Genomic DNA, 13,401 nt, shown 5'->3' on the forward strand with positions numbered 1-13,401 from the left:
CTGACGATCGCCGGTGGCGGCGGTACTGCCGAATCTCCTCCCCGAGGGCACCCAGCATGAGCACGACCAGCAGGATCCGGAGGAATGTCCCGAAGCCGAAGTTTCCCTCGTCGATCCGCGAACCTACACTCACACCCGCCCAAACCGCCGCTGCTGCATAAGCCAAGATCCAGAGCAGGTGCCGACGCCGGGGACCGCTGTCTACCATCTCCACTTCTCTCCGTTGGGCCGGGTTCCCGGCTCTCGAGCATTCTTACAGTCATTCATGTAAGGGCTGCAGCGTGGGACACTGCTACTGTCGGCGAACAGGTCGCGCCAGAACGAGCCAGCGGTCTTGGCATCCTGCACGAACTCGTCGGCATTCGCCAAAACTGCCCCACACTTCATTGCATCGGCCAAACCCGGCCGACAGGTTCCATACCAGTCCTTGACGCCAATCCTTCCAGCCCGGTAAACCGCTTTCAGAGAGCGGTTTTTCTTGTAAGAGTTGTAGCCCCATTTTCCGAAACGGATGCTGTTCTTCGCGGCCGACCCTCCCCACAGAACGAATGCCACACTGCCAGTCGCCCAGAGGCCCTCTCGCACACTGTCCTTCGGCCGGCATTCCGCTCGCCAAACCTGCCAGCACTTACCCGAATCGCCAACTGGGGTATCAGCGATCCTGGGCGTGGCCGCTGCCACCAGGATGCTGTAGATCAGGTTACCGCTGGAAAGAGTTCGAGTGCGGTTATCGATTCGCCGCTCGCACGATTTGTGACTGCTACAAGAGTTGGAAGTGCCACCCCCGTTTCTGCCACTGCCACTGCCACTGCCACTGCCAGTGCCACTGCCCGTGTTCCTTCCCGACGATGAGGAACCACCGGTAACCCGCACCTTGTTCTTCCCAGAGGGAGTCTCGACGATGTAGCCGCGGCGGTTCTGCCCGCCGCCTTCCTCGAAGTAGAGGCCGGTGGGGTCGCTGTAGGTGGCTGGAGAGTTGTTGGCGTAGGCGTATCCGTGCATCTGTTGCGGATCGGCGAGGTCCATGACCGGGTCGACCGAGACGAACCGGCCGATGAACGGGTCGTACTCGCGTGCGCCGATGTGGGTGAGTCCGGTGGGATCCTTGGTCCCGCCGACGAATCCCTTGTCCATCGGCGCGGGCCAGGTCCCGATGGCGGTGCCGCGGGTGTCTCCGTAGGGCAGGGTGCGACGCTTGGCCACGCCCAACGTGGCGGCGTTGATGGTCACCTCGGCGGTGCCGTGATGGTCACCGACGATCCAGTGCAGGGCGCTGCTGGTACGTACGGCGATCGTGTCACCGGCATGTGTGTAGTAGCGGGTAGCGGTCTTGACGGTGCTGGAGTTGGTGTAGCGGACCTCAAAGCCACCGGGCAGGTAGAGAGTCTTGCCGGTGGTGTCGGTTCGGGTCAGTCGGTTGCCGTCGGCATCGTAGCGGAAGCTGATGGTGCTGCCGCCTTCGGTGATGCTGTCGACCCGCCCCTCGGGGTTCCATTCCAGGGTCTGGCTGGCACCGCTGGCGGCGGGTCGGGTGATGGTGTTGCCGGCGTTGTCGTAGCTGTAGTTCCGGCTCCAGGAGGCACCCCCGGTGGCGGTGACGTTGGTGACGGTGTGCGGCCGGGGCGATCCCGCCTGCGGGTGGGTGTAGGTGTAGAGGGTGCTGGTCGCGGCGTGCCGGTTCTCTGTCCTCCGGTTGCCGGTGACGTCGAACGTCCAGGAATGCCAGTACGGTGCCGGACCGCCGAGCCCGCTGACCGTGGGGCTCGCCTTACAGTCGCCCGAGCCCGGCGTCCAGGCTCGGGTCAACCGCCGCAGGTAGTCGTAGCTGTAGCACTGGGTGTCCGCGGCCTGCCCCTGAGGTGCTTCCTTGATCTCGATCACGTTGCCGGCGGGGTCGTGGTCGTAGCTCCAGTTCGCCGCTTCCGGTTTCAACTCCGGCACCACGTTCGTGGACTTCAACCGGCGGGTCGGTTCGTCGAACTGCGAGGTGACCGCCACCCGGTAGCCGTACTCGCCGAACTCCCGCCCGGTCAGCTGGCCAAGCTTGTTGTAGGTCGCGCCGACGTAGATCTGGACCGGAGAGAGCAGTGAACCCGGATCGTCGAGGTCGTTGTAGCCGAAGGTCATCCGTTCCAGCGGCAGGTCCGCCGCGGCCGGCAGGGTGACCTGGTGGACTTTGCCGTTGACGCGGTAACTGGTGGTCGTGGTGTAGATGCAGGGGTTCGGTGCCGCCGCCGCGCACAGCTGGGACTCCGAGGACGGCACCACCGTCGACGTGGAGGTGGGGCGCCCGAACGCGTCGAAGGCATCCGTCCGGTTGATCCACGCCTCCCCGCCGACGTAACGCGTCGCCGATGTCAACTTGCCCTTGCCGTTGGGCAGCGTGTCGTAGACCCATTCGGCCCGCTTCGCCCCAGTCGAGCTGCCGTCCCGCAAGGTGGTCTCGCGGCCCAGCTCGTCGTAGGTATGAGCGAGGGTAACGGTCCCGGTTCCCGTGCCCGCCGGCGAGGTCGTGGTCAGCACGTTACCCGCGGCGTCGTACGTGGCGGACGTCGTCCCCTTGTCCGGATCAACCGACTGGACCTCCCTGCCACGCAGGTCGAAGGTGTGCGACCAGGTGTTGCCGGCCGGATCCTGGATGGTCGACTGTTGGCCAAGCAGCGTGTAGGTGTAATTGGTTTCATCGAACTTGGCCGGGTCCGTCGAGCCCACGTCGTCGCGGTCTTTGTACTGCCGCAACCGGGTGACCTGACCCTTGGCGTCGAGGATCGTGGTGGAAGCGGTACCCCCGGCGGGCGGAGTGGTGTGGGTCCGGTCGCCGCCATAGGTGGTGGTGGTGCGCCACTTCTCCGCACCGAGGGCCTTGAATACTTCCCCAGTCTGCCGGCCCGCCCCGTCATACACCTTCTCGATGATCGACGGGATCTGTCCCTGCGGCGTACCGAGCGTCGTCGACGGCGCGGCATTTGTGGTGTCATAGTACGGAGCCGAGGTCCACTCCACCTCGCCACGGGCATTGTGGAAGGTCTCGGTCAACAGCCGCCCGCCGCCGGTGGCCTGGGTCTGAAGCTGCCGGGTACGGAGGAAACCGTCGAAGATCTCCACAGACTTCCGGTAGGCGCTGCCAGTGACGAGGAGCGTTTCGGTGGTGACCGAGGTCGGGCCACCGCTGCTACGCACCAGATAGCTGAACTTCATGCTCGGTGTCTGATTTGCCTTATTGCGTCCAGGATCCCACACGTTGGTGAGTCGCCCCAGCCCGTCGTATGTCTGGTCGGTCACCACGCCGTTCGGGTCGGTCACCCTTGTCGGCAGATCCCACGCCGGTTCCCGATCGGTAGTCGTCGCCTGTTCGAGAGCGTTGGTCACCACGGTCCGGGTCACCAGTCCGCCGTTGCTCGTGGTGTAGCCGGTGGTCGTGGTGTAGCCCCGGGCGTCGGTGGTCGAGGTGACCCGGCCGTTGGGGTCGTGGGCGTTCGACGCAGTGCGGACGTACACCGGGGTCGAGCCGCTGAACTTCTCCAGTTCCTCATCGCGGACGACGTTGCCCCGGGTCGGGGCGGCACCGAACGACGAGTCGTTCGTGTAGCTGTCATAGAAGGCCCGGCTCCGCTTCAGGACCGTGCTCGGGTTCGCCGGCGTCGTCGCGGCGGCGCAGGTGCCCGAGAGCACTTCGGTCTGGCTGACCCGGTCGAGCATCCAGGCGGTCGCGTTGCGGGCATAGCTGGTGCGAGTGCAGGTCTCGTCCCCGGTGGCGTTCTCGTCGCCGAAGTCGTCGACCTCCTTCGGGAGACCGTCCGAGTTGTAGGCGGTTGCGGTCTTGGTGGCGCGGAACCCGCCAGCAGCCAGCGCGGTGCGGCTACGGGTCGAGGCCGTGTTCACCCGCCACGCGTTGGTGGCCACCCCGTTACGTTCCCGGGTGGCGGTCGGCCCGACCCATACCGGCTCGTACACCGTCGAGGTGAGCTCCGCACCGCCGTTGCCGTTGTAGGTGATCTCCTGCCGGGTGAAACCCCGTAGCGACTCGTGATCGGTGATCGACCCGCCCCAGGTGCCGGAGACCTGCACGCTACGGGTACCGCTGGGTTGCTTGTCACCGTGCATGCCGCGCAGGTACCGGTACTCGACGGCGGTCTGCACCCCGTTCGTCGGGTCGCCCTGACGTACGCGTACCCGGCCGTAGCCGCGCCAGTCACCCCAGGTGCGGTGCTTGTCCTTCGTCAGTTCGTCGTTGTTGTACGCCCATGCCGGGGAGTCCAGGTAGTCGTAGAACGCCGTCTGGGTCGGCTGGTCGGTGACCAGGTCGTCCTGATCGATGCGGGTGACCACGTACTTGTGGAACCAGTCGAGCGTCGGCTCACCGCTGCCGGGCCAGGAGAAGTAGGCGGGCATGCACCGTCTGGTGTTCGAGTGTGGCGTCGGCAGGCTGTTGCGGGTGCAGTCGTGCCCCGAATACGTGATCAAGATATCACCGCCGGTTTCGGTGCGGATCTGCTTGATCCGCCACCGGTTCAGCTCGGTGCGCTGGTCCGACGGCCCGTCGACCCGGTTGGCGAGCGGCTCGGCGCCGGGGTTGAAGGTGATCTCCGGGTCCGAGACGGCGACCCCGCCGGCGGTGGTGACGTGCCCGGTCCGGGTGACGCCCCGCAACCACATCGGGGTGCCCTCACCGGTGCCGGCATTGATGAAGTCGTGCCGCAACGCCCAGGACTCCACATCCCGGTACGTCGACGTGCCGTTCCGCAGCTGCGTGGTGACCGCGGTCAACCGCCGCGCCGACCAGAACGTCGGTGCGTTCAGTTCGTTGCAGGGGGACGCCTTGCAGTACTGGTCCCACGGGGTGTCCGGCCAGGAACTCGGCTTCGGATCCGACGTCCACGCCGCACCCGTCCAACAGTCCGACAGGCACCGCTCCTTGGTCTCGAACACCACCCGCATCGGTGCCGCCGAGCTGTACTCGGACCCCTCGCGCATGCCGTACTCGATACGCTCCAGATAGCCACCCCGGTCGTAGGTGGTCCGCTGCGTCGGCGTCAGGTTGCGCCCGTACGCGCCGGTTTCCTTCTTGTAGAAGTAGGCCATCGAGTTGTCGTTCGGGTCGACGACGTAGTCCAGGTTCCACCGCCACGCCTGGTCGCAGCGGGCGTTGGCGAACGTGGAGTCGTAGCACGGCTCGCCGGAGTTGTTTCCGTACACCGGCGCCGTCCACGTCGAGTTGGTCACCGGGTCACCCGACGACCAACCCGGCAACCTGTGGTAGCCGAAGTAGTACTCCACCCCGTCGGTGGTGGTCACCTTCCAGTACTCGTTGTTGTCGTCACCGTTGTCCCGCGCCGAAGCGGTCAACCGCTCGATCCTGGTGCCGTCGTCGTCCTTCAACCGCCACACCGAGCCGTCCCGGATCAGCTCGCCCGCCCGGCCGCTCATGGACAACGTCGCGTTGTCGCTGAACCAGCACAGATCGCCGGTCTTACGACTCGGGTTGTCGTCCGCGCAGGAGGCGTAGCGACGCTCGATGAAGCCGGGCGAGAACGCCCAGCCGTCGCCGACCCAGCCGCCCTGGGTGTTCGACATCGAGGTCAGACCGTCCACACTGCCAGACGAGTACGCCAGGCTTACCGACGGTTCGGGACCGCCCAACGCCGGCGGCATCCGCATGCCGTAGGACCAGGAGAAGTCACCGGTCTGGGTCGACACGTCCCAGGTGCCGGCCGGGGACAGGTCGGTCGCCTTGTAGTCACCGTTGTCGCCGCCCGAGTCCGCCTGCACGGCCAGCAGCGTCGTCGACCCGCCCGACAGGCTCACCTCCGCCGACAACGTCGACGACCGCGGGTCGTTCGCCGTCGGCACCGGCACCGAGGTCTGGCACTGCGCGAGTTGCGGCGTACTCGCCGCACACGGGGGGCGCTGCACCAGCCGCAACCGGGAAGCCCAGTCACCACCGAACGCGTGCGCGAACCCCGAGTAGTCCACGCCGACGGCCACCCGGCCGGTGCCCGCCCTGCCGTCCGCACGGCCCAGGCTCAACAGCACACCCTGCACACCGGCGCGCGCCGTCGCCGACCGGTCGAACACCCGTACCGACACCGACTCCGGCCCCGCCACGCCCCGCGCACCGAGGCTCTCCGACTCCAGCGCCGTCACCGTCACCGGCAGGTCACCGGCTCGATGCGCCCCGGGTACCCGCGGACGGGCCGTCGCGGTGCCCGCCGGCCAGTCCACCGCGCGCGGCCCCCGAACCGTGCGCGACTCCGGGAAGGACGCGGCCCGCGTCGCCGCCGGCTTCGCGTCGGTCACCCGTAGCCCGGCTACGTCCTTCGGCTTCGGCGGCTCCCAGGCGGGTGCCGCCTCGGCAACCATCGGCTGCTCGAACAACGTCATCACCAGCACCGCCGCCAAGGGCACCGACAACCAACGTCGCCACCGCCCTGCGCCTGCCGTCGCCCGCCGCGGCGGGCCGTCGTTCTTCCTGCTCATAGCGCTACTCCCCGTACGTCTGCGTAGTGGTGAACAAGAGGTGGATCTAGACGGAGCCGAAGGGACAGGGATCCGGGTTCCGGGCTGCCGTGGCCGCCCGGAACCCGTCGAGCCGCCCGCTACTGGATGGCCTGCAGGCAGATCTCCCGAGCGGACAAGGTTCGTTGGAAGGCATAGACGTCGTCGATCTCCCCGCGCCACCGGTTGGCCGCCGCACCCGACGACAGACCACGACCGATCGCGAAGGCGCCGGTCGCCGACCAGTCGGCGGAGAAGGCGGTCTCGGCGGTCTCACCGCCGCAGTCGAGGGGATCACCCATCACGTAGACCCGGATCTTGCCGGCGACCGTGTCGTACACCCCGGCGACGTGTACCCAGGAGCCGTCGGCCGGCAGCCCCCACGCGGCACCGTCCGCGCAGGCCGTCGTCGAGTTGCCACCGTCCGCGGCGCGCATGGCGAAGCACCAGCCACCCGCACCACCGTTGGCGTCCTTGTTGTACATCAACTGGAAGCGGCTGGCCTGCGTACCGTCCTGGCTCAGCGCCACCTGGTGATCGTGGGCCGCCAGGTCCGACGCGCGTACCCAGGCCATCACGGTGAAGCTCTTGGTGGTGTCCAGCACCGGCCCGCTCGTGGTGATCTCGCCGCCGGTCCCGGTGAACGAGGCGGCGTTGCCCAGATAGCCGGGCACGAACGAGACCTGGCCTGACAGGGTGGCCGGCGACGGGGCGCTACCCCCCGACCCGGAATCCGCCGCGGTCGAGCCGCTGGCCTCGTCGAGCTTCCAGCGGGCGTACTTGTTCGGCACCGGCGACACCCAGAACTGGTGCAGGTAGGTCTGGCTGGTGTTGCCGGCGATGTCCTTGGCCACCACACTCAGCGTGCTGACCATGTCCTTCGTCGGGTTGTGCGTCACCGACGCCGTCTTCGGGTTGGTACCCGAGGCCGCGACCGTGGTCGCCGATCCGCTGTTCACCGACCAGGTGAAGTCCGCCACGTCGGACCCGCCGGCCAGTGCGAAGGTCCCCGAGGTACCGAACACGGCACCCCATTCCCGCAGCGGGTACTGCGCCGACGACACCGACGAGACCACCGGCGGCGTGGTATCCACGCCCAGCGTCTGCCACCCCGACCAACTGCCCGTCAGGTTGTTCTCGTCCTTGGACTGGGCCCGCCAGTAGTAGGTGGAGCCGTTGGCCAGACCGGACGGCACCCGCCACGAGGCGGTACCCGGTGCCGCTGTCGTGGTCGGCGCCGAGGCGTTGCCCGCCACCAGCGTCGCCGACGCCGAGGCGGACGTGCGGACCTCGAAGGTGGTCCGCAGGTTCCCGTTGTACGGGTCGGACACGTTCGCCCGCAGGGTCGGCGTGGTGGTCCGCACCACCGCCGGCGAGGTGCACGCCTTGTAGCAGTCGGTGGTCGCGGAGAACGCCAGCGCGACCGGCGCGTTCGGCTTCCGGTCGTACGTCACGACCAGGTACGTCTTGTTGGTGAAGAACTTCTTCCACCGGTTCTGCGACGACTCGTACTCGCCACTGCTGTTGCAGGCGCACAGACCGACCGTGTAGGTCGTGGCGCTGGCCCGCGCCCGCGCCTGCACGTCGTTCTTCAGCGTGTTGCCCTCGAACACGGCGGTGGCGTCCGGCTGGATCGTGCCGCAGCCACCGGCCTCGTTGGCGTTGCCCGACCACGAGTCCAACCAGTGTGACGACGGCAGGGGCCGGGTCGACCAGTTCATCCGGGCACCGCTGGAGACCGTGATCCCGTCCGTGTTGGTCCGGTACAGGTGCACCGCCGTCGGGTCGCACGACCACGAGTGGTCCAGCACCATGGTCACCTTGGCCGACAGCACAGTGGTCTCGGCGTGCCGCAGGGTCGAGATATTGAAGTCGAAGAAGGACCGGTAGAGCACGTTGTCGTACGAGTTACGACCCACCCAGGCACGGTTGCCCACGTCCCAGTTCTTGTTGGCGTTGTTCGCGTAGGCCCACTTCGAGCGCAGCCCGTTGAACGGTGGGTCCACGAAGACCGGCCAGGTCACCTCCGGGTCGTCCAGCATGGTCTCGTCCACCAGCACGGTCAGGTCGGTGTCGTCGATCTCGACGCCGACGTCCGTGCGCCGCGATGTGATCCCGGGCTCCGCGCCGGTCGCCGGCTCGGCCTCCTCCCGGGGGCCGTCACGGGCCGGCTGGACGTCACCGGCGTTGGTCGGGTCCAGCGACGAGTCCCACATCGAGGCCGCGTGGGTGGTCGCGACGACCTCGCCGTCGGGTTCGACGAGTCGCAGACCGCCGTCCGCGTCCGGCTCGACCCGTACGGTCCCGCCCATCACGTAGCGCAGGCTGCGCACCTGCGGGTTCGCCGCCGCGGCCGGCGTCAGGATCTCCACCGCGTGTGAGAACCCCTCCCGCAACGCGGTGACGTGCAGATTCACTCCGGGAAGCACGGCGTCGTACACGGCGGTGGCACCGACCAGTCGAGGGGCCGGCAACGCGCCCAGCGGCCAGGAGAGGGTGAACGAGTCGTCGCCGACCTGCCAGGTCGCCATCGGCCCCGACCCACCGGTCGAGAACCGCACGTCCGCCAGGGTCGCCGCCGGTCGCACCGAGCCGCCGACCACCGAGAGGGTCGGGTCGACGTCCGCCCAGGAACCGTTGTCCCGGCGTACCCGCTGGGGCACCGCCGCCACCGTCAGCGTCTGCGTACCGGCCGGGTCGACGAGCACCTGCTCGTACTCGGTTCGTTCGCTCAGCGCCTCGACCGGGACGCCACACTCGGCTGCCAGTTCGGCAGCGGCAGCCTCGTCGGGAGCGACCGTGACCGAGCAGTCCGGGTCCGGTGTGGACGCCGCGAGGGCGACGTCGGGCGCACCGGCCACCACGTCGAACCCGGCGCCGAGCAGCGCGACCGCGAGTGCGGCGGCCGACCACCGCGACCGGCGGGACCGTTTCCGGGCAGGCGGAGACAACACGAAACTGGCCAAGGCAATACCTTTCCCCCGTAAAGATGATCACCACCGTCGCCCACGTATGTCGATCTGTCAACGTCGTCGATCCGTGGTTTGGGGCGGTTTGATCGAGTACCGTCAGGAAGATCATGTGTACGGCTCGTGATCAAAGTCGGGCGAAGCGGTCTAGCCGGTGACGGCACCGCGAGGCCGGGCGGCCGGTTCAGGCGGCCGGGTCGCGGTCCGGGTCACGTACCAACACGTGCACCGCCCGCGCGGCGGCGACCGCGGCGACCAGCACCGCGTGCCGGGGTTCCGGCACGTCGAGCAGCCGGTCGGCGCGCAGCGCGGCCAGCGGGGCGAGCCGACGATCGGCCAGCACGGTGTCGACGGCCCGCCGGTCCCCACCGGCGACCACCGCGTCCAACCGGTCGGCCTGTGGCAGCAGCAGCCGGACCGCCAGGTCGACCGCGTCGGTCAACGCCGCCTTCGCCTGGTTGTCCCGGCGGCGGGCAAACCGCTGCTGCGACCACCCACCCGCGGCGGTACGCCCCTGCACGTACCGGGTGTCCACCTTGTGCACCGGCAGCCGCTCCCCTTCCGCGACGCCCATCGCCACCGCACCCTTACGGGCCAGCAACAGCCCGATCCGACGTGACGCGACGGCCGCCGCGACGAAGGCGTCGACAGTCTCGGTGACCGGCGCACCCGGCGGCGGGGACAACTCGGCGGTCGCGCCGTCCGGTGCCGTCAGCAACAGGCCGCGCTCCCCGACAGTGGTGTTCGGCGGGCCGTGCCGCTCGGCGAAGCCCGCGACCCAGCGCGCCAGGCGGGCGGGATCGACCACCACCCACCGGCCACCCCCGGCCGCCGGCCTACTGCTCATGCCCTCGACCGTACGGCAACGGCGATCACCGCCGACGCCCCCGTCACCCCACCCGGCCGGCACCGGGCGCGTCAGCGGTCGAGGAGGGTGGCGACAGCGAGCGCGGCGACGATGGCGCTCGACACCAGTGCGGTGATCATGCGGCCACGGGCGCTGGTGAGCACCCGACCGACCATCGCACCACCGACGGCGATCAGCAGCTGCCAGCTGACCGAGGCGAGGAACACGCCGAGGGTGAAGCTCGCCGCGACGACGATTCCGGATCCGCCCAGGTCGACCCGGCCGAGCACCAGCGCGGTGAAGTAGACGATGGTGGCCGGGTTGAGCAGGGTCAACGCGAGGATCCCGGCGAACGCTCGGGCGGGCGTGTCCAGTCCCCGCCGCGCGGCCCGCGCGCCCGACCGCCCCCCGTCGTCTGGAGCGGGTGGGCGGGGACGCAGGGCGCGCCATGCGCCGTGTCCGGCGAGGATCATCAGGACCGCCGCCGCGGTCAACCGCAGCGGCGTGGCCGCCGGCGCCAGCCAACCGGCGACGACGGCACCGCCGAACGCCGCGATCGCCGCGTACAGTCCGTCGGCGGTGGCCACGCCGAGCGCGGCGGCGGCGCCGACCCGCAACGAGGTACGCGCGGCGAGCCCGAGGATGAGTACGGCGATCGCGCCGACCGGGATGGCGACGCCGTAGCCGGCGACCACGCCGGCCAGGAACGCGCCGGTCACGACGGCCGAGCGGGGATCGAGACGCGACCGCGCGCCGGACGCTGTCGACCCGTGCAGGCGGCAACGGTGGTCGACAACGGCTGGGTCGGGTACGCCTCGCTCACGGGCGACATCCTGCATCCGCGCGCCGGCCCGACGCCAGGCGTTTTCCCCCGCTGTCCGGGTGAATCGCGGTGCCGCGGGCACGACGGCGTCCCGGGTAGCGGCCCGAGGCCGAGGGTGAGGTCGTCGATCTCACCCGGCCCGACCGCCCGAACAATTGCATCGAGGAAACCTTTCGGGCGGAGAGCAGAATCTCCATCGTTTCTATCTTGTTAACGATTGTTGATCGAAGATTCTGGATGACAACCGCACCAGAGTACGGGACCGCCGAACGGAATCACATATCTAAACATGTATATGTTTAGCGTCTAGCATCTATGTCAGTCAGCTCCACGGAAACCGGTGGGACTGTCACAAACAGTCTGCCGTGCATCGGAAAGGAGGCGGGAGATGATCTTCTCCCGGCCACCACGGCGCCTCGGGCGCCTCGGACTAACCGCCACCGCGGCGCTCACCACGCTGGCGTTCGCCGCACCAGCCAACGCCGAACCGGCACAGGGCCAGATCCTGCACGCCGGTGACCAGAGCGCCGTCGCCGACTCGTACATCGTCGTACTGAGGGACAGCGCGGTGAGCCGGGCACAGGTCGGGTCGACCGCGAAGTCACTCGCCGACAAACACGGCGGCAGCGTCGCCCGCACCTACCGCGACGCGCTGCGCGGCTTCGAGGTACGCCTGTCCGAGCGGGCCGCCAAGCGGCTGGCCGCCGATCCCGCCGTCGAATACGTCCAGCAGAACCGCACCGTCTCGATCGCGGGCACCCAGTCCCCCACCCCGTCCTGGGGTCTGGACCGCATCGACCAACGGGCGCTGCCGCTGAACAACAGCTACACCTACCCCAACGACGGCACCGGCGTCACCGCGTACATCATCGACACCGGTATCCGGTTCTCCCACTCCGACTTCGGTGGCCGGGCCGTCACCGGATTCGACGCCATCGACGGCGGCAGTGCCGACGACGGCAACGGGCACGGCACGCACGTGGCCGGCACGGTCGGCGGCACCGCGTACGGGGTGGCCAAGGGCGTCACCCTGGTCGGCGTACGCGTCCTGGACAACAGCGGCGGCGGCACGTACGCGCAGGTCATCGCGGGCATCGACTGGGTCACCGCAGATCACGAGGCGGGCGAGCCGGCGGTGGCCAACATGAGTCTCGGCGGCGGCTACGACCAGGCCACCAACGACGCGGTCAGCCGCTCCATCGCCGACGGCGTGGTCTACGCCATCGCCGCCGGCAACAGCAGCGCCAACGCCTGCAGCTTCTCGCCCGCCGCCACCCCGGAAGCGATCACCGTCGGCGCCACCACCAGCACCGACGCCCGCGCCAGCTACTCCAACTTCGGTACCTGCCTGGACATCTTCGCCCCCGGCAGCAGCATCACCTCGGCGTGGATCGGCAGCGACACCGCGACCAACACCATCAACGGCACCTCGATGGCGGCCCCGCACGTCGCCGGCGCGGCCGCCCTGGCATTGGCCGCCAACCCTGGCTACACCCCGCAGCAGATCCGCGACCTGCTGGTCAACGACGCCACCGACAACGTGGTGACCAGCCCCGGCACCGGCTCGCCGAACAAGCTGCTCTACACCGGCAACATCGTGCCGCCCACCCAGGACTTCGGCCTCACGCTCGCCCCGGGTGCCGGCACCGTCGACCCGGGCGACTCGACCACGACCACGGTCAGCACCACCACCACGGTCGGTACGCCGCACAGCGTCGCGCTGAGCGTCAGCGGCCTGCCAGCCGGGGTGACGGCCGCCTTCAGCCCTGCCACCGTCACCTCCGGTGACACCGCCACGCTGACCCTGAGCACCGCCGCCACGACCGTGCCCGGTCTCTACCCGCTGACCGTGCTCGGCACCGGACCGGAGACCTCCCAGGGCACGACCTTCACCCTCACCGTGAACGGCCCGCCCGGTTGCGCCCAGACCAATGCCACCGACCACCCGATCAACGACAACGCCACGATCGAGAGCACCGTCGTGATCCACGGCTGTGGGCGCAACGCCAGCGCCACCAGCACCGTCGAGGTACGCATCTACCACACCTGGATCGGTGACCTGACCGTGTCGCTGATCGCCCCGGACGGCACCGCGTACGTGCTGCACAACCGCACCGGCGGCAGCGCCGACAACATCTTCCAGACCTACACCCGGAACCTGTCCGGCAAGGCCGCCGACGGTGCCTGGAAACTGCGGATCCAGGACTCCGCCACCCTGGACACCGGCTACCTGGACAGCTGGACCCTGACCCTGTGACCTGACCCGA

Annotated in this window: 5 protein-coding genes; 1 reads left to right on the forward strand and 4 read right to left on the reverse strand. The window is 68.8% G+C overall.

Annotated elements, in window-relative coordinates:
- Positions 1-201 precede the first annotated feature (201 nt).
- The 4 genes from D2L64_RS17950 to D2L64_RS17965 form a co-directional block, all read right to left on the reverse strand.
- Entirely contained in the window at positions 202-6,381 is a 6,180-nt protein-coding gene (locus D2L64_RS17950) for an RHS repeat domain-containing protein (RefSeq protein ID WP_233559010.1), read from the reverse strand.
- Between the two features lie 215 nt (positions 6,382-6,596).
- The gene (locus tag D2L64_RS17955; RefSeq protein WP_233559011.1) at positions 6,597-9,461 is read right to left on the reverse strand and encodes a LamG domain-containing protein; all 2,865 of its coding nucleotides are present in this window, start codon (positions 9,459-9,461) and stop codon (positions 6,597-6,599) included.
- A gap of 187 nt (positions 9,462-9,648) precedes the next feature.
- Positions 9,649-10,311, reverse strand: coding sequence for an acVLRF1 family peptidyl-tRNA hydrolase (locus tag D2L64_RS17960; protein WP_119578069.1), 663 nt, complete (start codon positions 10,309-10,311; stop codon positions 9,649-9,651).
- 71 nt (positions 10,312-10,382) lie between these two features.
- The gene (locus tag D2L64_RS17965) at positions 10,383-11,030 is read right to left on the reverse strand and encodes a LysE family transporter (protein WP_233559012.1); all 648 of its coding nucleotides are present in this window, start codon (positions 11,028-11,030) and stop codon (positions 10,383-10,385) included.
- A gap of 492 nt (positions 11,031-11,522) precedes the next feature.
- On the opposite strand from D2L64_RS17965, the gene D2L64_RS17970 reads away from it, so the two are divergent.
- Entirely contained in the window at positions 11,523-13,391 is a 1,869-nt protein-coding gene (locus D2L64_RS17970) for a S8 family peptidase (protein WP_119578073.1), read from the forward strand.
- The last annotated feature ends 10 nt before the right edge of the window (positions 13,392-13,401 follow it).

This window comes from Micromonospora radicis (assembly GCF_003583405.1).
Lineage (GTDB): Bacteria > Actinomycetota > Actinomycetes > Mycobacteriales > Micromonosporaceae > Micromonospora > Micromonospora radicis.